Annotated in this window: 15 protein-coding genes; 12 read left to right on the top strand and 3 right to left on the bottom strand. The window is 72.5% G+C overall.

Annotated features, from left to right (window positions below):
* Nucleotides 1-104 precede the first annotated feature (104 nt).
* The 3 genes from IF00_RS0115890 to IF00_RS0115880 all read left to right on the top strand — a co-directional run bounded on the left by IF00_RS0115890 (nt 105) and on the right by IF00_RS0115880 (nt 3,609).
* Nucleotides 105-707 carry a sigma-70 family RNA polymerase sigma factor gene (locus IF00_RS0115890; RefSeq protein ID WP_030318557.1) on the top strand — a complete coding sequence of 201 codons (603 nt, stop codon included), beginning with the start codon at nt 105-107 and terminating at the stop codon, nt 705-707.
* A 168-nt stretch (nt 708-875) separates the two neighbouring features.
* Nucleotides 876-2,378, top strand: coding sequence for an IMP dehydrogenase (gene guaB / locus IF00_RS0115885; protein ID WP_030318555.1), 1,503 nt, complete (start codon nt 876-878; stop codon nt 2,376-2,378).
* A gap of 106 nt (nt 2,379-2,484) precedes the next feature.
* Nucleotides 2,485-3,609: a GuaB3 family IMP dehydrogenase-related protein gene (locus tag IF00_RS0115880; RefSeq protein WP_030318553.1), complete on the top strand. Its 1,125-nt coding sequence runs from the start codon at nt 2,485-2,487 to the stop codon at nt 3,607-3,609.
* A 72-nt stretch (nt 3,610-3,681) separates the two neighbouring features.
* Here the strand turns inward: IF00_RS0115880 and IF00_RS0115875 are convergent, their stop codons facing one another.
* Entirely contained in the window at nt 3,682-4,170 is a 489-nt protein-coding gene (locus IF00_RS0115875) for a hypothetical protein (protein WP_030318552.1), read from the bottom strand.
* Nucleotides 4,171-4,284: 114 nt separating this feature from the next.
* Nucleotides 4,285-5,526, bottom strand: coding sequence for a nucleotide sugar dehydrogenase (locus tag IF00_RS0115870; RefSeq protein ID WP_030318551.1), 1,242 nt, complete (start codon nt 5,524-5,526; stop codon nt 4,285-4,287).
* Nucleotides 5,527-5,797: 271 nt separating this feature from the next.
* Here IF00_RS0115870 and IF00_RS0115865 point away from each other — a divergent pair, with 271 nt between their 5' ends.
* The 6 genes from IF00_RS0115865 to IF00_RS0115840 all read left to right on the top strand — a co-directional run bounded on the left by IF00_RS0115865 (nt 5,798) and on the right by IF00_RS0115840 (nt 19,218).
* Complete coding sequence (locus IF00_RS0115865) at nt 5,798-7,504, top strand: glycerol-3-phosphate dehydrogenase/oxidase (protein WP_030318550.1); 1,707 nt, start codon at nt 5,798-5,800, stop codon at nt 7,502-7,504.
* Nucleotides 7,505-7,734: 230 nt separating this feature from the next.
* Entirely contained in the window at nt 7,735-10,194 is a 2,460-nt protein-coding gene (locus tag IF00_RS0115860) for a serine/threonine-protein kinase (RefSeq protein WP_030318548.1), read from the top strand.
* A 159-nt stretch (nt 10,195-10,353) separates the two neighbouring features.
* Nucleotides 10,354-13,587: a protein kinase gene (locus IF00_RS0115855; RefSeq protein WP_030318546.1), complete on the top strand. Its 3,234-nt coding sequence runs from the start codon at nt 10,354-10,356 to the stop codon at nt 13,585-13,587.
* Between the two features lie 136 nt (nt 13,588-13,723).
* Nucleotides 13,724-15,535 (top strand): serine/threonine-protein kinase, encoded by a 1,812-nt coding sequence (locus IF00_RS0115850; protein ID WP_030318544.1) that lies wholly within the window; start codon nt 13,724-13,726, stop codon nt 15,533-15,535.
* 153 nt (nt 15,536-15,688) lie between these two features.
* Nucleotides 15,689-17,353, top strand: a complete 1,665-nt coding sequence (locus IF00_RS0115845) for a succinic semialdehyde dehydrogenase (protein ID WP_030318542.1) — start codon at nt 15,689-15,691, stop codon at nt 17,351-17,353.
* Between the two features lie 53 nt (nt 17,354-17,406).
* On the top strand, nt 17,407-19,218 hold the full coding sequence (locus tag IF00_RS0115840; protein WP_030318539.1) for a GMC family oxidoreductase: 1,812 nt from the start codon (nt 17,407-17,409) through the stop codon (nt 19,216-19,218).
* 709 nt (nt 19,219-19,927) lie between these two features.
* Here IF00_RS0115840 and IF00_RS0115835 read toward each other — a convergent pair.
* The gene (locus IF00_RS0115835; RefSeq protein WP_030318537.1) at nt 19,928-20,221 is read right to left on the bottom strand and encodes a chorismate mutase; all 294 of its coding nucleotides are present in this window, start codon (nt 20,219-20,221) and stop codon (nt 19,928-19,930) included.
* Between the two features lie 321 nt (nt 20,222-20,542).
* Between IF00_RS0115835 and guaA the strand changes: the two genes are divergently transcribed.
* The 3 genes from guaA to IF00_RS0115820 all read left to right on the top strand — a co-directional run bounded on the left by guaA (nt 20,543) and on the right by IF00_RS0115820 (nt 24,493).
* Nucleotides 20,543-22,144 (top strand): glutamine-hydrolyzing GMP synthase, encoded by a 1,602-nt coding sequence (gene guaA, locus IF00_RS0115830; protein WP_030318534.1) that lies wholly within the window; start codon nt 20,543-20,545, stop codon nt 22,142-22,144.
* Between the two features lie 150 nt (nt 22,145-22,294).
* Entirely contained in the window at nt 22,295-23,083 is a 789-nt protein-coding gene (locus IF00_RS0115825; RefSeq protein ID WP_030318533.1) for a class II aldolase/adducin family protein, read from the top strand.
* A 177-nt stretch (nt 23,084-23,260) separates the two neighbouring features.
* On the top strand, nt 23,261-24,493 hold the full coding sequence (locus IF00_RS0115820) for a hypothetical protein (RefSeq protein ID WP_030318531.1): 1,233 nt from the start codon (nt 23,261-23,263) through the stop codon (nt 24,491-24,493).
* Nucleotides 24,494-24,505: the final 12 nt, after the last annotated feature.

Genomic DNA, 24,505 nt, shown 5'->3' with positions numbered 1-24,505 from the left:
GGAGGGCGCGGGAGATGAGTTCCGGCGCACCTACTCATAACGCTTCGGTGCACAACTACGGACGCGGTGCCACGAACGCCGAGGCGTCGGGGCACCATGGAGCGATGCGCGACGACGAGACCGTGGGGTCCCCCATGCCTGCCGGGCAGGGGGAGATCGGCGCGCTCGTACACCGCGCGGTCGAGGGCGACGCCCAGGCGACGCACGACCTGCTCGCGCGAGTCCATCCGCTCGCGCTGCGGTACTGCCGCACCCGTCTCAACCGGCTGCCGGGCGACGCCCGGCACTTCGTCGAGGACCTGGCCCAGGAGGTCTGCGTCGCCGTCCTGATGGCGCTGCCGCGCTACAAGGACACGGGCAGGCCCTTCGAGGCCTTCGTCTTCGCCATCGCCGGACACAAGGTCGCCGACCTCCAGCGGGCCGCCATGCGGCACCCGGGGTCCACGGCCGTCCCCTCCGACGAGATGCCCGAGCGGCCCGACGACTCCCTCGGCCCGGAGGAGCGCGCGCTCCTCAGCGACGACGCCGAGTGGGCCAAGAAGCTGCTCGCCAACCTCCCGGAGAACCAGCGCGAACTGCTCGTGCTCCGCGTCGCGGTCGGACTGACCGCCGAGGAGACCGGGCAGATGCTCGGCATGTCCCCGGGGGCCGTCCGGGTCGCGCAGCATCGCGCGCTCAGCCGGCTCAGGGCGCTGGCCGAGCAGTAGCCGGGTGGCGGCAGTGGCCAGCCAGTAAGACTCACTGAGGCCAGTCGTCCCTTTCGTACACGTGTGAATGTCCAAAGCTTGCGGCTGATCTTGATCGTGGAATGAGACACCGCTTCAGCCCGTTAGCATGGACATCCGCACCGATCAAGGCCATTTGGGGAAGGTGTCATGACTGCAAACGTCGACGGAGTGCCCGAGAAATTCGCGACACTCGGGCTGACCTACGACGACGTGCTGCTGCTGCCGGGCGCGTCCGAGGTCCTCCCGAACGCGGTCGACACCTCGTCCCGCATCTCCCGCAACGTGCGCGTGAACATCCCGCTGCTCTCCGCGGCGATGGACAAGGTCACCGAGTCCCGCATGGCCATCGCCATGGCGCGGCAGGGTGGCGTGGGTGTGCTGCACCGCAACCTGTCCATCGAGGACCAGGTCAACCAGGTCGACCTCGTGAAGCGCTCCGAGTCCGGCATGGTGACCGACCCGATCACCGTGCACCCGGACGCGACGCTGGCCGAGGCCGACGCGCTCTGCGCCAAGTTCCGCATCAGCGGCGTCCCGGTCACCGACCCGGCCGGCAAGCTCCTCGGCATCGTCACCAACCGTGACATGGCGTTCGAGTCGGACCGCAGCCGCCAGGTGCGCGAGGTCATGACCCCGATGCCGCTGGTCACCGGCAAGGTCGGCATCTCCGGCGTGGACGCCATGGAGCTGCTCCGCCGCCACAAGATCGAGAAGCTGCCGCTGGTCGACGAGGCGGGCATCCTCAAGGGCCTCATCACGGTCAAGGACTTCGTCAAGGCGGAGAAGTACCCGCACGCCGCGAAGGACAAGGAAGGCCGCCTGCTCGTCGGCGCGGCCGTCGGCGCCAGCCCCGAGGCGCTGGAGCGCGCCCAGGGCCTCGCCGAGGCCGGTGTCGACTTCCTGATCGTCGACACCTCCCACGGTCACAACAGCAACGCCCTCAACTGGATGGCGAAGATCAAGTCCAGCGTCGGCGTCGACGTCATCGGCGGCAACGTCGCGACGCGTGACGGCGCGCAGGCCCTGATCGACGCCGGTGTCGACGGTGTCAAGGTCGGCGTCGGCCCCGGCTCCATCTGCACCACGCGTGTGGTCGCCGGCATCGGTGTCCCGCAGGTCACCGCCATCTACGAGGCGGCGCTCGCCGCCCGCGCCGCCGGCGTCCCGGTCATCGGCGACGGCGGTCTGCAGTACTCCGGAGACATCGGCAAGGCGCTCGCCGCCGGTGCCGACACGGTCATGCTGGGCAGCCTGCTCGCCGGGTGCGAGGAGTCCCCGGGCGAGCTGCAGTTCATCAACGGCAAGCAGTTCAAGTCGTACCGCGGCATGGGCTCGCTCGGCGCGATGCAGTCCCGCGGCCAGGGCCGGTCCTACTCCAAGGACCGCTACTTCCAGGCCGAGGTCGCCTCGGACGACAAGCTCGTACCCGAGGGCATCGAGGGCCAGGTGCCCTACCGCGGCCCCCTGGCCAACGTTCTGCACCAGCTCGTCGGCGGTCTGCGCCAGACCATGGGCTACGTGGGCGCGGCCACCATCGAGGAGATGGAGTCGAAGGGCCGCTTCGTCCGGATCACCTCCGCGGGCCTCAAGGAGAGCCACCCGCACGACATCCAGATGACGGTCGAGGCACCGAACTACAGCAGGAAGTAACACAGCGCGACGCGTGGGGGCGGTTCCGGCATGTGGCCGGAGCCGCCCCTCACGCTTGTGTCGGGGATACTGGTAGGCGCAGACGTAGAGGGAAAGGCCACACATCGTGACTGAGATCGAGATCGGGCGCGGCAAGCGCGGCCGCAGGGCGTACGCGTTCGACGACATCGCCGTCGTTCCGAGCCGGCGCACCCGGGACCCGAAGGAGGTCTCGATCGCCTGGCAGATCGACGCCTACCGCTTCGAGCTCCCCTTCCTGGCCGCCCCCATGGACTCGGTCGTGTCGCCGCAGACCGCGATCCGCATCGGAGAGCTGGGCGGCCTCGGCGTCCTGAACCTGGAGGGTCTCTGGACCCGGTACGAGGACCCGCAGCCGCTGCTCGACGAGATCGCCGAGCTGGACGAGGCGACCGCGACCCGCCGTCTGCAGGAGATCTACGCGGCCCCGATCAAGGAAGAGCTGATCGGGCAGCGCATCAAGGAGGTGCGCGACTCCGGTGTCGTCACCGCCGCCGCGCTCTCCCCGCAGCGGACCGCGCAGTTCTCCAAGGCCGTCGTCGACGCCGGCGTGGACATCTTCGTCATCCGCGGCACCACGGTCTCCGCCGAGCACGTGTCGGGCGCGTCCGAGCCGCTGAACCTGAAGCAGTTCATCTACGAGCTCGACGTCCCGGTCATCGTCGGCGGCTGCGCCACGTACACCGCGGCCCTGCACCTGATGCGCACCGGCGCCGCGGGTGTCCTCGTCGGCTTCGGCGGCGGCGCGGCGCACACCACGCGCAACGTGTTCGGCATCCAGGTCCCGATGGCGACCGCGGTCGCCGACGTGGCCGCGGCCCGCCGCGACTACATGGACGAGTCCGGCGGCCGGTACGTGCACGTCATCGCCGACGGCGGGGTCGGCTGGTCCGGCGACCTGCCGAAGGCGATCGCCTGCGGTGCCGACGCGGTCATGATGGGCTCCCCGCTGGCCCGCGCCACGGACGCGCCCGGCAAGGGCCACCACTGGGGCATGGAGGCCGTCCACGAGGACGTGCCGCGCGGCAAGCTGGTCGACCTGGGCGTCGTCGGCACCACCGAGGAGATCCTCGCGGGCCCGTCGCACATCCCGGACGGCTCGATGAACTTCTTCGGCGCCCTGCGCCGCGCGATGGCCACCACGGGCTACAGCGAGCTCAAGGAGTTCCAGCGCGTCGAGGTCACGGTCGCGGACTCGCAGCACAAGCGCTGACGTCGGCTCCCGTACGTACGAGGAGGGGCCCCGCACCGGGTGGTGCGGGGCCCCTCCTCGTACGCGTGACGGCTACGCGGCCTTCTTGGCGCCGGAGAACGCGGCGAAGGCGGCGATGCCGAAGAACAGGAACGTCAGCGGGTCCTTGGTCGCGTTCCAGCCCTCGGTGAGCAGGCCGAACTCCTGGAGGAAGAGCTCCGTCGCGGAGACGTTCAGCTCCTTGGAGAGGAGGATCGCGATGCCCAGGAGCTGGCCGAGGTAGACCGCGCCGAGGGCGAGGACCGCGCTCGCGACCGGCAGGACGGGGTTGCGGCCGCCGACCTTGCCGGCGGCGAGACCGGTGAGGAACCCGATGCCGACGGCGGCCCAGCCGATCTCGCGCTCGGTGCCGCCGATGACGGCGCCGTACACGCCGGCCGAGACGAGGGCGGCGACGACCGCGGCGACCAGGCCGAGGGCGACGTTGTCACGGGCGGGCGCCGGCGGCGGCGCGACGGGGTACGGCTCGGGCGCGGCGCCCCCGGCGAACGGGTTGCCGGGCGGCGGAACGGGCTGGCTCATGGTGCGGATCCCCCCAGGGACGAAGCAGCACGCGCGTGCGTGCGTACGAGAGGCCCGGAGATTAGCACTCCCCTATGACAGGGGCACAACAGTTTTGCCCGGTGGCCGCGCAGGTCAGAGACGGTGGGCCGTGCCCGTGGGAGTGGCGCCGCGGGTGTCGAGGAGAAGCTGGGCCTTCACCGCGAGCCCCTGCAGGTCGTACGTGCGGTGGTGCTGGAGCAGGACCGTCAGGTCGGCGTGGGCGGCGGCCTCGTAGAGGGAGTCCGCGCGGGGGACGGGGAGCTCGCGGACGCGCCAGTCGGGAACGTGCGGGTCGTGATAGCTGACGGCCGCGCCCAGGTCCATCAGACGGCGGGCGATCTCGTCGGCGGGGGAGCCCTGGCGGTCCGGCAGGTCGGGCTTGTACGTGATGCCGAGCAGCAGGACCCGGGCGCCGCGGGCCGACTTGCCGTGCTCGTTGAGAAGGGTGGCGGCGCGCTGGACGACGTACTGCGGCATGCGCTCGTTGACCTGGCCGGCGAGCTCGACGAGACGGAGCGGGCGGTGGGCGCCGACGGTGTCGACGGGGACGCCGTGGCCGCCGACCCCGGGGCCCGGGCGGAAGGCCTGGAAGCCGAACGGCTTGGTCTCGGCGCAGCGGATCACGTCCCACAGGTCGACGCCGAGTTCGTGGCAGAGCACCGCCATCTCGTTGACGAGGGCGATGTTGACGTGCCGGAAGTTGGTCTCCAGGAGCTTGACCGTCTCCGCCTCGCGGGGGCCACGCGCACGTACCACCTTGTCGGTGAGCCGGCCGTAGAAGGCCGCCGCCGCCTCGGTGCAGGCCGGGGTGAGGCCGCCGATGACCTTGGGGGTGCCGGCGAAGCCGTGCGTACGGCTGCCGGGGTCGAGGCGGCCGGGGGAGTACGCGAGGTGGAAGTCGCGTCCGGCGCGCAGGCCGGAGCCCTCTTCGAGGAGGTCCCGGAGGAGGCCCTCGGTCGTGCCCGGGGGAACCGGGGATTCGAGCAGGACGGTGGTGTGCGGGCGCAGCCGCGCGGCGAGCGCGCGGGCCGCGTCGGTGACGGCGCCGAGGTCGAGGGCGTGGTCGGGGCCCAGGGGGGTCGGGGCGCAGAGGACGGCGGTCCGGACCCGGCCGAGTTCGGCGGGGTTGGCGGTCGGCCGGAAGCCCCCCGAGAGCATCCGGCGGATCTCCGGGACGGTGAGGGAGCCGTCGACCGGGGAGCGGCCGGCGGCGAGTTCGGCGACGGCGTGGGGATCGGTGTCGTAGCCGATGGTGTCGATGCCTGCGGCGGTGGCGGCCTGGGCCAGGGGGAGTCCGTGGTGGCCGAGGCCGATGACGGCGAGATCAGCGGGCATGGGGGGTGGGCCGTCCTTCCCGATAGCCGGTGGGAACGCGACGCGCAAGCCCGGTGGACAGAACGGGTCGAGCGCAATGTCAGACTAGGCGTAAATATGACCGATATGCCGCATTGTGGGGTCGAAGGTCGCCGAGTGTTATCCACAGGTCGGTGGCGAGGCGGTGGCTGAAGTCGCCGGGGAGGGACAGAATCGAGCTGTGAGCCGGACCACATGGCCCGGTTCGCGTGCTGGAACGACGGGGAACCACGGGGACGACGGGAGGCAAGCCGTGAGGACAGCGACACTGGGACCCGCCGAGCGCGCCGAGGCGCTCGCGGCCATGGCCGAGGGCGAGCTGGACGTGCTGGTGGTCGGCGCCGGAGTCGTCGGTGCCGGGACGGCCCTCGACGCCGTCACGAGAGGGCTCTCCACCGGCATCGTCGAGGCCCGCGACTGGGCCTCCGGCACCTCCAGCCGTTCCAGCAAGCTCATCCACGGCGGCCTGCGCTACCTGGAGATGCTGGACTTCGCCCTGGTCAGGGAGGCCCTCAAGGAGCGCGGACTGCTCCTGGAGCGGCTCGCACCCCACCTGGTGAAGCCGGTCCCCTTCCTCTACCCGCTCCAGCACAAGGGCTGGGAGCGGTTCTACGCGGGCTCCGGCGTCGCGCTGTACGACGCGATGTCCCTCTCCTCCGGACACGGCCGCGGCCTGCCCGTCCACCGCCATCTCTCCCGGCGGGGCGCGCTGCGCGTCGCGCCCTGCCTCAGGAAGGACGCGCTCGTCGGCGCCCTCCAGTACTACGACGCCCAGATGGACGACGCCCGCTTCGTCGCCACCCTCGTGCGCACCGCCGCGTCCTACGGCGCCCTGGCCGCGAGCCGGGCCCGCGTCATCGGCTTCCTGCGCGAGGGCGCGCGGGTCGTCGGCGCCCGCGTCCAGGACGTCGAGGCCGGTGTGGAGTACGAGATCCGGGCCAAGCAGATCGTCAACGCCACCGGGGTGTGGACCGACGACACCCAGGCCCTCATCGGCGAGCGCGGGCAGTTCCACGTCCGCGCCTCCAAGGGCATCCACCTCGTCGTCCCCAAGGACCGCATCCACTCGTCCACCGGACTGATCCTGCGCACCGAGAAGTCCGTGCTCTTCGTCATCCCCTGGGGCAGGCACTGGATCGTCGGCACCACCGACACCGAATGGGACCTCGACAAGGCCCACCCCGCCGCGTCCAGCGCCGACATCGACTACCTCCTGGAGCATGTGAACACCGTGCTCGCCACCCCGCTCACCCGGGACGACGTCGAAGGGGTCTACGCGGGCCTGCGCCCCCTGCTCGCCGGCGAGTCGGACGCCACGAGCAAGCTCTCCCGCGAGCACACCGTCGCCCACCCGGTGCCCGGCCTGGTCGTGGTGGCCGGCGGCAAGTACACGACGTACCGCGTCATGGCCAAGGACGCCGTCGACGAGGCCGTGCACGCCCTCGATCAGCGGGTCGCCCCCTGTGTCACCGAGGACGTTCCACTGCTCGGCGCCGAGGGCTACCTCGCCCTGTGGAACGCGCGGGCCAGGATCGCCGCGCGCACCGGCCTCCACGTCGTCCGGGTCGAGCATCTCCTCAACCGGTACGGCTCCCTGACGGAGCAGATCCTCGACCTCATCGCCGCGGACCCCACCCTCGCCCGACCGCTCCCGGCCGCCGACGACTACCTGCGCGCCGAGATCGTCTACGCCGCCTCCCACGAGGGCGCCCGGCATCTCGACGACGTCCTCACCCGGCGCACCAGAATCTCCATCGAGACCTTCGACCGGGGCACGCTCAGCGCCCGCGAGTGCGCGGAACTGATGGCGCCGGTCCTCGGCTGGGACGCGCACCAGATCGAGAAGGAGATCGAGCACTACGAGAAGCGGGTCGAGGCAGAGCGGGAGTCGCAGCGGCAGCCCGACGACCTGACGGCGGACGCCGCCCGGCTCGGGGCGCCGGACATCGTGCCGATCTGACGGGACGTCCGGGACGCGCGGGCGCCCCGCGTGCCCGGGGAGGAACGACCGGCTCGCCCGCGGCGGGTGGGAACCTGGAGGGTGTGCGGGGGCGTCGTCATCCCGGAGTACGGACCCGGGGGCGCCACCCGTCCTGAGGTGAGGGACAATGGCCTCTCTTCCAGGGCGGGTTACCGCATCGCGCGGGAAGCGGCAGACGCGGCGAAGATCAGGGATCGCAGAGGGGACGCATGTCGGAGGCGGAGCAGTCGCGGGACACGGCGAAGGACCCCGGGCGGGACGCCGCCGCGGGGGCCGCGACCGACGGCGACCGAGGAGTGGTCCCGGCCGCGCGTGAGCCGGAGCGGGACGACGCGAAGGACACACAGCACGCGAAGAACGCGCAGGTCGAGCGGGGTGCGGAGGAAGCCGGGGCACCGGCGACGTCCTCCGTGGCGCCCGCGGACTCCGCGGTTCCGGCGGACCTGGTGAAGCCCGGGAGGTCCACGGAACCGGCGGGTCCGGTGGAGTCGACGGGCGCGAAGGACTCGGGTGCCGGAGACGTGAAGGGCTCGGCCGACGGGGACGTGAAGGACGTTCAGGACGCCCCGGGCGGTCCGGACGTGAAGGACGTTCAGGGCGCGTCCGGCGGGCGGCTGCGGGGGACCGAGCCGTCGACCGGGCGGGCCGGGTTCGGCGCGGGCGACGGCGACGGCGAGAGCGACCGTCCCCCGGCGCGTGCTTCGGCGCGCGGCACCGGTGGCGACAGGGGGCGCAAGGCCCCGGTCAACGAGGGCCGGCTCCTCGCCGGCCGCTACCGACTCGGCGGGGTCCTCGGCCGCGGCGGCATGGGCACCGTGTGGCGTGCCGTCGACGAGACCCTCGGCCGTACCGTCGCCGTCAAGGAACTCCGCTTCCCCACCAGCATCGACGACGACGAGAAGCGCCGGCTCATCACCCGGACGCTGCGCGAGGCGAAGGCCATCGCCCGGATCCGCAACAACGGCGCCGTGACCGTCTACGACGTCGTCGACGAGGACGACCGTCCGTGGATCGTCATGGAGCTCATCGAGGGCAAGTCCCTCGCGGACGCCGTCCGCGAGGACGGCACGCTCACCCCCCGGCGCGCCGCCGAGGTCGGCCTCGCCATCCTCGACGTGCTGCGCTCGGCGCACCGCGAGGGCATCCTGCACCGCGACGTGAAGCCGTCCAACGTGCTGATCGCCGAGGACGGCCGGGTCGTCCTCACCGACTTCGGCATCGCCCAGGTCGAGGGCGACCCCTCGATCACCTCCACCGGCATGCTCGTCGGCGCCCCCTCGTACATCTCGCCCGAGCGCGCCCGCGGCCACAAGCCCGGCCCCGCCGCCGACATGTGGTCGCTCGGCGGACTCATCTACGCGGCGGTCGAGGGCAGCCCGCCGTACGACAAGGGTTCCGCCATCGCCACCCTCACGGCGGTGATGACCGAGCCCGTCGATCCGCCGAAGAACGCGGGACCCGAGCTGGAGAAGGTCATCTACGGCCTCCTCGCCAAGGACCCGGCCCAGCGGCTCGACGACGCCCGCGCGCGGGTCCTGCTCCGCGCCGTGCTCGACGCGCCCGAACCGGCGCCCCCGGTCTCCCCCGAGGTCACCAGGGTCGTACCGCTGCCGCCGCGCCCCGACCAGCCTCCGGTCGCCCCGACGGCCGACCGGGGCAAGGCGCCCGACACCTCCGCCGACCGGATGCGGGGTGCGCTGAAGTCCGTACGGAACGCGGCTGCCTCCGTGAAGGCCGAGCCGACGGCGCCGACCGCAAGGACGGCGACGGGGGCCGCCTCCGCGACGCGGCAGGCCGGTGGCAGACCGACTCCCGCCCGTGCGTCGCTGACCGACGTCGTACCCCGCCGCACGCTGGTGATCATCGCCGCGGTCGCCGTGCTCGCCCTGCTCGGGACGATCCTCGCGGTCTCCCTCAAGGGCGGCGACGAGGGCAACCAGGGCAAGGACAGCGGGGGCACCACGGCCTCCGCCGGCGCCTCCGCCGGCGGTGACGGCTCCAGCGCCTCCGGTGGATCGGACAGCGGCAAGGGCCAGTCGCCCGGCGGCGCCGGCCAGCAGGGCGGCGCGCAGCCCGGCGACACCGGCTCGAACGGGTCGACGGGCGGCAACGGCACGACGGGCTCCACGGGTGCCACGGACGGGTCCGGCGGGTCGAACGGCACCGGCACCACGCCGACCGGCAAGCCCGGCGGCGGCACGGGCGCGCAGCTGCCCGCGGGCTACACCCTCGTCACCAACGACCGTTTCCACTTCTCCATGGCGATGCCCGCCACGTTCAAGCTCCGTTCGATACCGGGCTACAGCGGTGGCGGGATATTCAGCGAGAGCGGCGGCTTCCCGCGCATCCAGGTCGACTTCAACTCCAGCCCGAAGGACGACGCGGCGGCCGCCTGGGAGCTCGGCAAGATCGGTGTGGCCGCCACCAGCAAGAACTACAAGCACTTCGGTATCCGGACGGTCTCCTACAAGGGCTACCCGACCGTCGCGGACTGGGAGTTCGAGCGCACCCAGCAGGGCATGCGCGTCCATGTGCTCAACCGCGGCTTCAAGGTCGACGCCAAGCACGGCTACTCCATCATGGTCAGCTGCAAGGCGGAGGAGTGGAACGGCGCGGAGTGCAAGACGCTGCGCGAGACGGCGTTCGCCACGTTCAGCCCCAAGGACTGACCAGCGGCACGTATCGTGAGAGTTCGAGGACCGTACGCAGTCGAACAGAGCCGATAACTGCACGGTGCCGGACCGGAATTGTCGGACTCGCGTGATCCCGCCCGATCCCGAGGGGTCCGCGGGTCCACGAGGGACAGCGTGCGCGCGTGGGGAGGCGTCGTGGACGACTACGCGGGAAGGGTGCTCGCGGACCGCTACCGCCTGCCGCTGCCGCCGGCGGACGCGGACACGGACGCGTACGACCCGGCCGAGACGCGCGCCTTCGACACGTTCAGCGGGCAGGAGGTCCTGGTCCGCCAGGTGCCGCTGCCGGAGTTCGTCGACGCCGAGGTGCTCGACGGCGAGGGCGGCCCGACCGGTCCCCACGGCGCCGTCGGCCGGGCGACCCGCCGCCCGGCCGAGCCCGTCGTCCGCCGGGCGATCGAGGCGGCCCAGGCCGCCGCCCAGATCCCCGACCATCCCCTGCTCGACCAGGTCTTCGACGTCTTCGCGGAGGCCGGTTCGCTCTGGATAGTGAGCGAACGCATCGCGGCCCGGCCGCTGGCCGCGCTCCTCGCCGAGCGGCCGCTCAACCCCTACCGCGCGGCCGAGATCGGCGCCGACGTCCTCACCGCGCTGCGCGCGCTCCACGCCCACGGGTGGGTGCACCGGAACATCACGGCCCGGACCGTGCTCGTCTGCGACGACGGACGGGTGGTCCTCACGGGCCTCGCGGTGGGCGCCGCGGAGGAGGCGCTCTGCGGGTACGCGCCGGTACCGGAGCCGGATCCGGACACGACGGCGTGGCAGGCGCCGGTGGAGGAGTACGGGGACGGGGGGGCCGGCACCGAGGAATACGGCGCGGAGGAGTACGCCGCGGAGGAGTACGGCTCCGAGCTGTACGAGGCGGAGGTCTACGAGGAGAACGACGGGCACGTTCCGTACGGGACCACGGACGAGTTCGAGAAGCCGGCCGAGGATCCCGCCGAGGAACCGGTCGACGAGCTGCTCGACGAGACGGCCGAGGACACGGAAGAGCAGCGTGGTCTGGACCGCGGATACGGGCACGGGTACGGGTACGGCCACGGCGTCGAGGCGTACGACCCCGCACCCGTGCCGTACGTCCAGGAATCCGACCCGTACGACCCCGCACCCGTGCCGTACGTCCAGGAATCCGACCCGTACGACCCCGAACCGGGTCCGTACGTCCAGGAATCCGACCCGTACGACCCCGAACCGGGTCCGTACGTCCAGGAACCCGACCCGTACGACCCGTACGCGCCTCAAGCCGGCCAGGACGAAGGCGAATCCGCATCCGCCTCCCCCTACGGCACCGCCCCCGGCGGCTACGGCACCGACCCCTACGGCCGGGCGCTGCCCCCGGCGCCCGCCGCCGAGACGCAGCCCGCGCCCGTCCCGCCCACGGCCGACGTACGGGCCGCCCGCGCCGGGGCCATCGCCGCCTACCGGGCCGGTGCCCGCGCCGCCGCCAAGCTCGGCGAGACCGGGGCCCTGCCCGCGCAGCGCCCCGCGCCGGCGGACCCGCCCGAACCGCCCCCGGCGCCGACCGCGCAGGCGGCGGGTGCGCCGGAGCCGCAGTGGTGGGCGCGGGTGGCGGACGACGAGGACGACGAGGACGACGGCGACGACGGCGACGAGCCGTACGGCGCGGGTCCGCAGGCGGGTCCGCCGCCGCGCGTGATGCTGGCCGGCAACTGGAGCGACGGCCCGCACGCCTCGCGGGACGGCTCCCCGCCGATCCCGGCCGGTGGCGGTTCGGGTCCCGGCCGCGGCCCCGTGCTGCCCGGTTCGGGCCGTCCGGCCCTGCCCGCCGGCTACACGGCCGCGACCCCGGACCCCGCACGCCTCCCGGTCCCCGCCGGTGCGCGGGAGGAGGCCCTGGAGCCGGCCGGCATCCCGGCCCAGGCCAGGGCGGACCGCGGCCCCACCACCCGGCTCGCCGCCGAGCGGGCCCGGCAGACCCGGATCGCGGTCGTCGGCGCCGTCACCGAGCGCTGGGCACCCGAACAGGCCGGTCCCGTCCACGAGAACTGGCGCCTCGCCCCGCCGATCGGCCCCGCCACCGACCTGTGGGCGCTCGGCGCGCTCCTCTACCGGGCCGTCCAGGGGCACGCCCCCTACCCCGAGGACAGCGCCGCCGAACTCGTCCAGCTGGTCTGCGCCGAGCCGCCCGCATTCGCCGAAGAGTGCGGCCCGTTGCGCCCGGTCGTGGAGTCCCTGCTGCGCCAGGACCCCACCGAGCGGCCCGACTTCGAGGAGCTGCGCGGCTGGCTGCGCTCCCTGGTGCGCTCGGCTCCGGAGCCGGAGGCAGGTGTCGGAGTCGTACCCCTGCCGTCCTTCGACGAGAAGCGGCTGCCGATCGTGCGCCGGCGCGGCGAGCTCGTACGCCGTCGGCGCGGGGGAGCCGGAGCGGGCCGCCACCGCCACAAGCGGGGCAAGGACCCGCGCCCTCCGGCCCAGGCGCACGCCCGTCACGACGACCTCCACACGCGCGCGTACGGGTCCGCCCCCGCGCGGGGGGATGTCCGGGAGGAGTTCCGCGAGGAGTACCGGGAGGACTTCCAGGAGTCGTTCCACGAGGAGATCCCCCAGCGCGCGTCCAGAGCGCCCCGCGCCCCCCGAACGGCCAAGGCGCCCCGCGGCGGCCGCCCGTCGTCCTCGCGGCCCCCGGGTTCCCCGCAGTCTCTCGGGCGTACCCTCCTGGTCCTTGTCTTCCTGCTGCTCGGCGGAGCCGTCGCGTACGCCGTCCTCTTCCTGCCCGGCGACGGGGAGGAGCCCACCGCGCCGACCACTCCCACGGCCGGCCAGGCCCCGCGCACGACCGCACCCGCGAGCCCTCCGCCCGCGACGAAGGCGCCGACCACGGCCCAGCCGACCGGCGAACCGACGGCCACCCCGCGCACCACCCCGCCCGCCGCGGACCCCTCGGCTCCGGCACTCGCCGCCGGGTACACGCTGCGGCAGGACCCCGAGGGGTTCCGGATCGGAGTGCCGAACGGGTGGCGGCGCAGCCCGATCAACGACGCCGGGCAAGTGCGCTACACCAGCGGTGACTTCACGATGATCGTCGTCCCCGGCCGCGACAGCGTCGCCGACAACGGCTCCGACCCGCTGGAGTACCAGAACTCCAGGGAACGCGAACTGGAGCCGTTCCGCGGATCGAGCTGGTCGCGGTCGGACGACACACGTCGGGTCGACATCGGTACGACCGCGACGGCCACGGGAAGTTACTGGTGGCTGGACAGCACGGGCCGTCAGGTGTTCGTCCGCAACCTCGCCCTGATCGACGGAGGCCGGTACCACATCGTGCAGGTCATCGGCCCGGAAGAGCAGGGCAAGAAGGTCTCCGAGATCTTCGACGAGGCCACGAAGGCGTTCCGTCCGCGCCGCTGAGCGGGACCGGGTCGGGAGGGGGTGCCCGGAATGCCCATCGGCCCCCGGTCACAGTGCTGTTCCTATGACAGCCCCGAGGTTCCGCCACCCGTACCCCCCTCCGTAACCTGGCATCCGAAGGAACGGGCGGGGGCAAGTGGAACATTCTCAGAGCACAGGCACGGGGCTGCTGCTCGCCGGTCGCTACCGGCTGGGCGAGTCCATCGGACGCGGCGGCATGGGCAAGGTCTGGCGCGCACACGACGAGGTGCTGCACCGCGTCGTGGCGGTGAAGGAGTTGACGGCCGGCCGGTTCGTGGCGGAGGCCGACCGCCTCGTGCTGCACGCCCGTACGCAGAAGGAGGCGCGGGCCGCCGCACGGATCACGCACCCGGGTGTGGTGACCGTCCACGACGTCCTGGAGCACGACGACCGGCCGTGGATCGTGATGCAGTACGTCGACGGGCCCTCGCTCGCCGACGCCGCCAAGGAGAAGGGCACGATCGACCCGCACGAGGCGGCCAGGATCGGTCTGCACGTCCTCGGCGCGCTGCGCGCCGCGCACGCGGCCGGAGTGCTGCACCGGGACGTCAAGCCGGGCAACGTCCTGCTCGCCCGTGACGGGAGCGTCCTGATCACCGACTTCGGGATCGCGGCGATCGAGGGCGACGCGACGATCACCCGGACGGGTGAACTCGTCGGCTCCATCGACTATCTGGCCCCCGAGCGGGTGCGGGGCGGCGACCCCGGTCCCGCCTCCGACCTCTGGTCGCTCGGCGCCACCCTGTACACGGCGGTGGAGGGCGCCTCGCCGTTCCGCCGCACCTCACCGATCAGCACCATGCAGGCCGTGGTGGCCGAGGAGCCGCCGTACCCGGAGAAGGCGGGGCCGCTGGCCCCCGTCATCGTGGCGCTGCTGCGCAAGGACCCGGCGCAGCGTCCGCTGGCGGACGAGGCCGGGCGGATGCTGCTCGACGCGATGGAGGGGCGTACGCCGGCTGCGGCGCAGGCGTACGTACCGACCCAGCGGGTGGCGCGGGAGGACCTGGACCCGACCGGGGACGGTTCCGTGTCGGGCCACGACCTCGTGACGCTGGGGGAGGAGTCCGACGGCCCGGGGCCGACGGGCACGGCTCGGGCCACGACCCCGTCCGGTATGGCTCCATGGCCCCACCCGGCCCAGTCACCCCACCAGCAGGCCCGCTCAGTCCAGCCCTCTCAGCAGTCCCAGTCGCCCCAGGGATCTCACGGATCCCAGGGGCAGTCCTCCCCGCCCACCGTCGTGCCGCCGTCCGCCGGTCCCGCCGCCTCCGGCTCGGGCTCCGGCTCGGGCCGCGGCCGGAGCTGGCATACCGCCGTCCTGGCCGCGCTGCTCGCCGGCCTCGTCGCGGGCGGCGCCGTCTTCGCCGCCATGAACTACGCGGGCGGCGGCCGCGGCGACGGCGGGCAGACCACGGCCACGGGCCCCGCCCCCACCACCCCCATCGCCACCGCCACCCAGGGCACCGGGAGCGACATCCCGGACGGCTGGCACCGGGTCGTGGACCGTGAGGGCTTCAGCCTCGTCGTGCCGAAGGGCTGGAAGCGGCAGACGGAGGGCGACAACATCGACTACACCCCGGACAACGGCAACCACCGCATCCGGATCAACATCGACTCCAGCCCGGACTTCGAGAACCCGTACATGCACGCGCTCGACCTGGAGCGCATCGTCGCGAAGCGGATGGACTACACCCGGGTCAAGCTCGGCCAGACCACCTACCGCGACCAGGTCCGCTCCAGCCTGTGGGAGTTCACCTGGATGGAGAAGCGGGACTTCCCCGGTCCGCGGCACGCGATCGACCTCATGTACTACGCCGACGACGGCACGGAGTACGCGATCTACATGTCGTCTCCGGAGGAGAGCTGGGAGACCACCCGCGAGCAGTTCGACATCGTCCTTCAGCACTGGCGCGCCCCGGGCGACTGAACCCGGTGGGAATCTCCGGCACGGGCCTCCTCGCGGCCGTAAGCCCCTGATCAGGGCTTATGTGCCAGTGATCGCTGGCGCGATGTGAGCAGCCGGTGAAAACGCGTTACCGACGGGTACCCAAAGGGCGGAACGGCGCCTACGCTCGGGCCCATGACGGACTCGCAGGCCCCCGCCGCCCCCTCGGTTCCCGACGCTCCCGCCGCGCAGGCCGGAGCAGCCGCGCCCGCCGGGGCGACCAATCCGGTCGCGCCCGCGCCGGCCGGCGCGCGTACGGCCGCCGACGTCGTGACGCCCGAGGTGGTCGCCAGGCTCACGCGCGGTGTCGTCGGCTCCGGCCGGACCGCCAACCACACGCCGTTCACCGGAGCGAAGCTGGCGGACCTGCCCGAGTCCACCCCCGAGGACGTCGCCGAGGCCTTCACGCGCGCGCGTGCGGCCCAGGCCGCCTGGGCCGCCACCCCGGTCAGGGCCCGTGCCGCCGTCCTCCTGCGCTTCCACGACCTCGTCCTCCAGCGCCAGTCCGAGGTCCTCGACCTCATCCAGCTGGAGACGGGCAAGGCGCGCCTGCACGCCCACGAGGAGGTGCAGGCGGTCGCCGTCGCCGCCCGCCACTACGGCCGCAAGGCCTCCTCCTATCTGAAGCCCCGCCGTCACACCGGCGTCGTGCCGACCCTCACCAAGGTCACCGAGCTGCGCCAGCCGCGCGGCGTCGTCGGCCAGATCGCCCCCTGGAACTACCCGCTCGAACTCTCCGTCGGCGACGCGCTCCCCGCCTTCGTCTCGGGCAACGCCGTCGTCATGAAGCCCGACACGGAGACCGCGCTCACCGCTCTGTGGGCCCGTGACCTGCTCATTGAGGCCGGGCTGCCCGCCGAGGTCTTCCAGGTCGTCCTCGGCGACGGCCCGGTCGTCGGCCCCGAGGTCGTCAAGCACGCCGACTACGTCTCCTTCACCGGCTCCACCCGCACCGGCCGCGAGGTCGCCCAGGGCGCCGCCGCCCGGCTCGTCGGCGTCTCCCTCGAACTCGGCGGCAAGAACGCGATGCTCGTCCTGAAGGACGCCGACATCGAGAAGGCCGCCGCCGGAGCCGTCCGCGCCTGCTTCTCCTCCGCCGGCCAGCTCTGCATCTCCATCGAGCGCCTCTACGTGCACGAGTCGATCGCCGATGTCTTCCTGGACCGCTTCGCCGCCCGCACCAAGGCCATGCGGCTCGGCAACTCCCTCGCGTACGGCGCCGACATGGGCTCGCTCGTCGGCGACCGCCAGCTGGAGACCGTCACGAAGCACGTCGAGGAGGCCGTCGCCAAGGGCGCCACGCTCGTCGCCGGCGGCGTCGCCCGCCCCGACATCGGCCCCCTCTTCTTCGAGCCGACCATCCTCGACGGCGTGGAGGCCCCGATGGCCGTCTGCGGCGAGGAGACCTTCGGCCCGGTCGTCTCGGTCTACCGCTTCCGCGACGAGGACGAGGTCGTCGACCTCGCCAACGCCACCCCGTACGGTCTGAACTCCTCCGTCTGGACGAAGGACTCGCGCCGCGGTCACGCGGTCGCGGCCCGGCTGCGCACCGGCACCGTCAACATCAACGAGGGGTACGCCCCCGCCTACGGCAGCGTGCAGTCCCCGATGGGCGGCATGAAGGACTCCGGGCTCGGCCGGCGCCACGGCTCCGAGGGCATCCTCAAGTACACCGAGGCCCAGACCGTCGCCCAGCAGCGGCTGATCCCGCTCGCGCCCTCCTTCGGGATGGACGACGAGAAGTACGCCGCGTTCATGAGCGTGTCCCTGAAGGCGATGAAGGCCCTGCGCCTGCGCTGAGCCGGCGCTCCGCCTCCCCATCCCGACTGTCCCCTTTTCGTACGAGGAGAGCCATGACCGCGGTACCCCCTACCCAAAATCAGGAGCAGGCGGAGGACGGGGCGTACGACTACGACGTCCTCGTCGTCGGCTCCGGCTTCGGCGGCTCGGTCACCGCGCTCCGCCTCACCGAGAAGGGCTACCGGGTCGGTGTCCTGGAGGCCGGGCGCCGCTTCACCCGCGAGACCCTGCCGAAGAACTCCTGGGACGTGAAGAACTTCCTGTGGGCCCCTGCCCTGGGCCTCTACGGCATCCAGCGGATCCACCTGCTCGGCAACGTGATGGTGCTCGCGGGCGCCGGTGTCGGCGGCGGCTCCCTGAACTACGCCAATACCCTCTACGAGCCGCTCGCGCCGTTCTTCGACGACCCGCAGTGGAAGGACATCACGGACTGGCGCGAGGAGCTGAGCCCCTACTACGACCAGGCCAAGAGGATGCTCGGCGTCCGGATCAACCCGACCATGACCCCGTCGGACGTCCACCTCAAGGCGACCGCGCAGAGCATGGGCATCGGCGACACCTTCCACATGGCGCCCGTCGGGGTGTTCTTCGGGGACGGGCAGGACGGCGACGGGACGGCGAAGGCGAAGCCGGGCGGCGAGGTGGCCGACCCGTTCTTCGGCGGCGCCGGACCCTCCCGCAAGGCCTGCACCGAGTGCGGCGAGTGCATGACCGGCTGCCGGCACGGCGCCAAGAACACCCTCAACGAGAACTACCTCCACCTCGCCGAGAAGGCGGGCGCTGTCGTCCACCCCATGACCTCGGTCGTCGCGGTCACCGAGGACTCGCGGGGCGGCTACGCCGTCAAGACCCTCCCCTCCGACAACCGGCGGAAGGGCAAGGGCCGTACCTTCACGGCCCGCAAGGTCGTCATCGCCGCCGGCACGTACGGCACCCAGACCCTGCTGCACCGGATGAAGGACACCGGCCTGCTGCCCCGGATCTCGGCCCGGCTCGGCGAGCTGACCCGTACCAACTCCGAGGGCCTCGTCGGCTCGCAGACCACCGACCGGCGGTACCGGAAGAAGCACGGCAAGGAGAGGGCCGACTTCACCCGCGGCGTCGCCATCACCTCCTCGATCCACCCCGACGAGAACACCCACATCGAGCCCGTCCGGTACGGCAAGGGCTCCAACTCGATGGGCGCGCTGACGATCCTCCAGGTGCCCTACGGCGCGCACCGGGTCCGCAGGTGGCTGCTAGAGATCGTCAAGCACCCCGCGCTCACGGCCCGCTCGCTGTCCAACCGGCGCTGGTCGGAGCGGACCATCATCGGCCTCGTCATGCAGTCCCTGGACAACTCGCTGACCACCTACCGCAAGCCGGGCGGCATCGGAAAGGGCCTGCTCACCGCCCGCCAGGGGCACGGGGCCCCCAACCCGACGCAGATCGAGGCGGCGACCAAGGCCGCATCCCTCCTCGCCGAGGAGATCAACGGCTTCGCCGGCTCCAACGTCGGCGAGCTGATGGGCACCCCGCTGACCGCCCACTTCCTGGGCGGCTGCCCGATCGGCGCGGACGCCGAGTCCGGTGTCATCGACCCGTACCACCGGCTCTTCGGGCATCCGGGGATCTCCGTCGTCGACGGCGCGGCCGTCTCCGCGAACCTCGGCGTGAACCCGTCGCTGACGATCACCGCGCAGGCGGAGCGGGCGATGTCGTTCTGGCCCAACAAGGGCGAGGAGGACCCGCGGCCGCGGCAGGGCGAGTCGTACGTACGGATCGCGGCGATCGAGCCCAAGGCCCCCGCGGTGCCGGCCGACGCCTTCGGCGCGCTGCGACTGCCGTTCCTGGGGATGCCGGTGGTCCCGCCGAAGACGTCCTGAACCGACGGCCGGCACCCGCGACCGACACAGGTAAGGGGCGCTGCACCCCCCTCCGAGTGCAGCGCCCCTACCAGCTTTGGTGTTGCTGCATAGATGACCCGCGACCCGTGGGGAAGGTTGTAGCGGTTGCACAGGATCTTCGTGTGACGCGCGTCACGTCGGAGAGGTGTACGCGGACAAGGGCCCCGTGGCGCGATTCCGGTCGCGGCACGGGGCCCTTGGGGTCGGCACCGGTGTCAGGGCAGCGGCGGTGCCGAGCGGGGCGGCGCCGGGGGGTTGCGCCGCGTGGGAGAGGGTTCCGAGGGGTTCGCACTGTGCTGGCGGTCGCGGGGGCCGCGACCGGAAGAGCCGGTTGCGGCCGGCCCCGAGCGTCCCCGGGGCCGACCGCTCCTTCTGGGTGACCGGGCTGCTGTCCCCTGCTGTCCGGTCACAAGCGCTGGTGCGAGGTCCCACGACGTACCGGAGGTACGCCACACGCCCCAGCGAAGCCACGCGTGGTTTCTTACGGCCCGCCCCTGGCTGGCACGGACACCCGGACCAACGAAGCCGGGCCGGAGCCGGTCACGCGCCGTACGGGTGAGAGCGGGTCCGAACTCAGATCCGGGGACGCACCCGGATACGCGAGCGCACGCTCAGCTGTGGGGGATGCGCCCGGCGACGCGGGCGCACGCTCGGCCGCGGAGATGCCCGCGTACACGTGGGCGCCCGCTCAGACGCGGCCGCGGCACAGCTCCAGCATCGTCATCGCCAGCGCCGTGCCCGGCTTGCCGAGGGCGTCCCGGTAGTGACCGAGGACCTCCATCTCGCGGGTCAGGTTCACCCGGCGGCCGCCGGAGGAGATCCGTGCCTCCTGGATGACGGCCGAGACGGCCATCCGTTCCTGGATGAGACCGATGATCCGGTCGTCGAGCGCGTCGATGCGCTCACGGGCGTCGCCGATCAGCGTCGCCGCCTCGTCGGTGCGGGCGCCGGTCTTCTCGGGGGTGGCGGTGGTCGTCGTCATGGCGGGGCTCCTGGGGTGTCGGATGCCCCGGGGCGGACCGGCCCGGGAACGACAGACGCCCCGGGCTGTCAGCCCGGGGCGCCTGGGAAGTCGCTTGTCAGTTGCTCAAGCAGCACGACCATGGCAGCCGGTGGGCCGGTTGCCATAGGTAAAGACGAAGGTCGTGAGCTCGCGCATGGCAGCAGTATGGACCCCGGCGACGGACCGGAGCCAACCCGGGTTCGGATGGTGAGACGAAAAGCGCCACCGGCGCGCCGGTAGAATCGACAAATAGCACCCCCCTTCGGGGGACCCTCCTCCTACCGCCGGAAGGCCGCCGTAGTGTCATCAGCGACCCCCGCTGCCGCGCCCGACGTCACCAACCCGGACGTAGTCCTCGTTGTCGACTTCGGCGCCCAGTACGCCCAGCTCATCGCCCGCCGTGTCCGTGAGGCCCGGGTCTACAGCGAGATCGTCCCGTCCACCATGCCGGTGGCCGAGATGCTGGCCAAGAACCCGAAGGCGATCATCCTCTCCGGCGGCCCGTCCTCCGTGTACGCCGAGAGCGCCCCGCGCCTCGACCGTGCGATCTTCGAGGCGGGCGTCCCCGTCTTCGGTATGTGCTACGGCTTCCAGCTGATGGCGACGACCCTCGGTGGCACCGTCGACAACACCGGTGCCCGCGAGTACGGCCGGACCCCGCTGCACGTCTCCAAGGCCGGCTCCACCCTCTTCGAGGGCACCCCGGTCGAGCAGTCCGTGTGGATGTCGCACGGCGACGCCTGCTCCGCCGCCCCCGAGGGCTTCGCCGTCACCGCGTCCACGGACGTCGTGCCGGTCGCCGCCTTCGAGAACGACGAGAAGAAGCTCTACGGCGTCCAGTACCACCCCGAGGTGCTGCACTCCACGCACGGCCAGCAGATCCTGGAGCACTTCCTCTACCGCGGCGCCGGCATCGAGCCCAGCTGGACCACGGGCAACGTCATCGAGGAGCAGGTCGCGGCCATCCGCGCCCAGGTCGGCACCAAGCGCGCCGTCTGCGGCCTCTCCGGCGGCGTCGACTCCGCCGTGGCCGCCGCGCTCGTGCAGAAGGCCATCGGCTCGCAGCTCACCTGCGTGTACGTCGACCACGGCCTCATGCGCAAGGGCGAGACCGAGCAGGTCGAGAAGGACTTCGTCGCCTCCACCGGCGTCAACCTCAAGGTCGTCGACGCGCAGGAGCGGTTCCTCACCGCCCTCGCCGGCGTCTCCGACCCCGAGACCAAGCGGAAGATCATCGGCCGCGAGTTCATCCGGGTCTTCGAGCAGGCGCAGGCCGAGATCGTCGCCGAGTCGGCGGGCACCGGCGAGGACGTCGCGTTCCTCGTCCAGGGCACGCTCTACCCGGACATCGTCGAGTCCGGCGGCGGCACCGGCACCGCCAACATCAAGTCCCACCACAACGTGGGCGGCCTCCCCGAGGACCTGGAGTTCGAGCTCGTCGAGCCGCTGCGCCAGCTCTTCAAGGACGAGGTCCGCATGGTCGGCCAGGAGCTCGGCCTGCCCGAGGAGATCGTCCAGCGCCAGCCGTTCCCCGGCCCCGGCCTCGGCATCCGCATCGTCGGCGAGGTCACCAAGGAGCGCCTGGACCTGCTGCGCGAGGCGGACGCCATCGCCCGCGAGGAGCTCACCGCGGCCGGTCTCGACCGCGAGATCTGGCAGTGCCCGGTCGTCCTGCTCGCCGACGTCCGCTCCGTGGGCGTTCAGGGCGACGGCCGCACCTACGGTCACCCGATCGTGCTGCGTCCCGTCTCCTCCGAAGACGCCATGACGGCCGACTGGTCGCGCCTGCCGTACGACGTGCTCGCCAAGATCTCCACCCGCATCACCAACGAGGTCGCGGACGTCAACCGGGTCGTCCTCGACGTCACCAGCAAGCCCCCGGGCACCATCGAGTGGGAGTAGTCGCTCCCGCCCGCTGAGCAGACCGAAGCCGCCGTCCCCGCGTCCGTCACGCGGGGCGGCGGCTTCGTCGTGCCCGACCCCTCACGCGTGCGTCTTTCCGTGGCGTCCGGACTCTGGTGACTTGACCGGCCGGGCATTACCTTCCGGCGCATGAGCGTGATACCCGACCCCGTTCCCGTCGACCGGCTCCACTTCGCCATGCCGCCCGTCCACGCGACGGCCGAGGAGGAACGCATCCACCGCAAACAGCGGCTCGCCGGCGCGCTCCGGGTCTTCGGGCGGCTCGGTTACGAGGAGGGCGTCTCGGGCCACATCAGCGCCCGCGACCCCGAACTCCGCGACTGCTACTGGGTGAACCCCTTCGGGGCGCCGTTCGATGAGATCGCCGCGAGCGACCTCATCCTGGTCAACGGCGACGGGCAGGTCGTACGGGGCGGGCAGCACGTCAACCAGGCCGCGTTCACCGTCCATGCCCAGGTCCACCGGGCCCGGCCCGACGCCGTGGCCGTCGCCCACACCCACTCCCTCCACGGCCGGGCCCTCGCCTCGCTCGGCGAACTCCTCGACCCGATCACCCAGGAGGCCTGCGCCTTCTACCAGGACCACGCCCTCTACGACGCCTACACCGGCGTCACGGTGGACCCCGAGGAGGGGCGCCGGATCGCCCTCGCGCTCGGCACGTTCAAGGCGATCGTGCTCCGCAACCACGGGCTGCTCACCGTCGGCACCTCCGTCGACGCGGCCGCCTGGTGGTTCATCGCCCTGGAGCGCTGCGCCCAGGTGCAGCTGACCGCTCGGGCGGCCGGGAAACCGGTCCTGATCGACCACCGCGAGGCCGTCGCCACCCGGGAGCAGCTCGGCAGCGACCTCGTCGCCTGGATCAACTACCAGCCCCTCTGGCGCAGGATCAGCCGCACGGAGCCCGAACTCCTGTCGTAACACCATCGCTTCACCCTTCTGTACGTCAATGCGATGGCGCGGCAATCACCCTCCGGCGGGGCGCACGCGGCAGGTGCGAGAGCCGCCGGTGCGACACAATTCCCTGGAACCAACGGCTGGTTGACCCTTCGGGACGCACCGGTACGTGTCGTGAAGTGAGCTCGGGAAGTGAGCACCGTGGCCGTTCAAGAGGCGAGACAGTACGGCGAGCACGCGACGGCCTGCGCGGGCTGCGCCCACTGCGGACAGACCGGCCACCGGCGAGCCGTCGCCGCCTTCCTCGCACGGCGCGACGAACTCGCCGCCGGGCACGGCGTCCCCGCGGCCGTCGCCCACTCCCCGGTCGCCGCCCGCCAGTGGGTCTCCGACGAGCTCGCCCAGTCCGCCCGCGCGGTGGCCGTGCGCGGCCGGGAGGCCGGCGTGGCCTGGTTCGACCGGGTACGCCGCGGAGGTCTCGCCGCGGTCTGGGGCGCCGTCGTCGTCCTGCTCCTCGGCCAGGCCCTCACCGCCGTGGACGGCGGCTGGACCGGCGCCCGGACGGCCGGCCTCTGCACCGCCCTGGTCCTCGCCGTCCTGCTCAGCGCCGCCGCCCACACCCACCGCTCCCGCGGCGGACTGATCGCCCCGCTGATCGGGGAGGACAACCGGCTCTCCACCACCCGCGCCGTCGCCGCGGCCTGGCTCCTCCTCCTCGGTTACGCCCTGGTCTTCCTGGCCTTCCTGTCACCGGGCACGCGTGCCTTCGGTCTTGCCCGGGGCGCCGGTCTGCTGACCGTCCTCGCCCTGGTGTCGGCCGTCACCGTGACCGCCCGGCTCGTCGTCGCGGCGGGGATCGCGTCCCGCCGCCTCCAGAAGGTCCGCGCCGACCGTCCGCGCGCCGCCGATCTGCTCTGCGACGACAGCGGCCGGGCCGCGCTCGCCGACGTCCAGTACGTCCTCGTCTCCGGTTCCGTCCTGGTCCTGACGGCCGTCGCCCTGGCCCACGACCCGGCCGGGCTTCCCCGGGTGCCCTGGGCCCTCGTGCTCCTCGTCGGAGTCTCGGCCGTCTGGCACCTCGCCGCGAAGGGCACCGAGGGCGTCCGCCCCACGATCCACTCCGTGGTCAGGTCCCGGGAGGCCGGCGACCTCGACGCCCCGATCCGCACGGGTGACGACATCGAGATCCGCGGCTGTGGTTTCGTCCCGCCCGGAGCCGGCGCTCCCGACCCGATGACCCGTCTGGTCGTCCGTATCGGCCCGGTCCACGCCCATGTGCCGCTGGTCCCGGTCCCGGGAGGCTTCGCCAACCCCACCGACGCCGCCCTGACCGTCCCGCTGCCGGCGGACGTGGAACCGGGCCGGGTGGAGGTCTCGGTCGTGACGGCGGCGGGCGTCGAGACCAACCGGGTCACGATCGACGTCGTGGATTGACCCCTCCGGCCC

This window comes from Streptomyces flavochromogenes (genome assembly GCF_000717595.1).
Taxonomy (GTDB): Bacteria; Actinomycetota; Actinomycetes; order Streptomycetales; family Streptomycetaceae; genus Streptomyces; species Streptomyces flavochromogenes.
The sequence above is the reverse complement of the archived record's forward strand: the minus strand, read 5'-3'. Positions and strand labels throughout refer to the sequence as shown.

Bases quoted from the DNA above. Each gene is read 5' to 3' on its own strand.
- IF00_RS0115840 (WP_030318539.1), top strand. From the start codon at position 17,407: ATGACCGCGGTACCCCCTACCCAAAATCAGGAGCAGGCGGAGGACGGG.
- IF00_RS0115825 (WP_030318533.1), top strand. From the start codon at position 22,295: ATGAGCGTGATACCCGACCCCGTTCCCGTCGACCGGCTCCACTTCGCC.
- IF00_RS0115890 (WP_030318557.1), top strand. From the start codon at position 105: ATGCGCGACGACGAGACCGTGGGGTCCCCCATGCCTGCCGGGCAGGGG.
- IF00_RS0115875 (WP_030318552.1), bottom strand. From the start codon at position 4,170: ATGAGCCAGCCCGTTCCGCCGCCCGGCAACCCGTTCGCCGGGGGCGCC.
- IF00_RS0115870 (WP_030318551.1), bottom strand. From the start codon at position 5,526: ATGCCCGCTGATCTCGCCGTCATCGGCCTCGGCCACCACGGACTCCCC.
- IF00_RS0115845 (WP_030318542.1), top strand. From the start codon at position 15,689: ATGACGGACTCGCAGGCCCCCGCCGCCCCCTCGGTTCCCGACGCTCCC.
- IF00_RS0115835 (WP_030318537.1), bottom strand. From the start codon at position 20,221: ATGACGACGACCACCGCCACCCCCGAGAAGACCGGCGCCCGCACCGAC.
- IF00_RS0115860 (WP_030318548.1), top strand. From the start codon at position 7,735: ATGTCGGAGGCGGAGCAGTCGCGGGACACGGCGAAGGACCCCGGGCGG.
- guaB (WP_030318555.1), top strand. From the start codon at position 876: ATGACTGCAAACGTCGACGGAGTGCCCGAGAAATTCGCGACACTCGGG.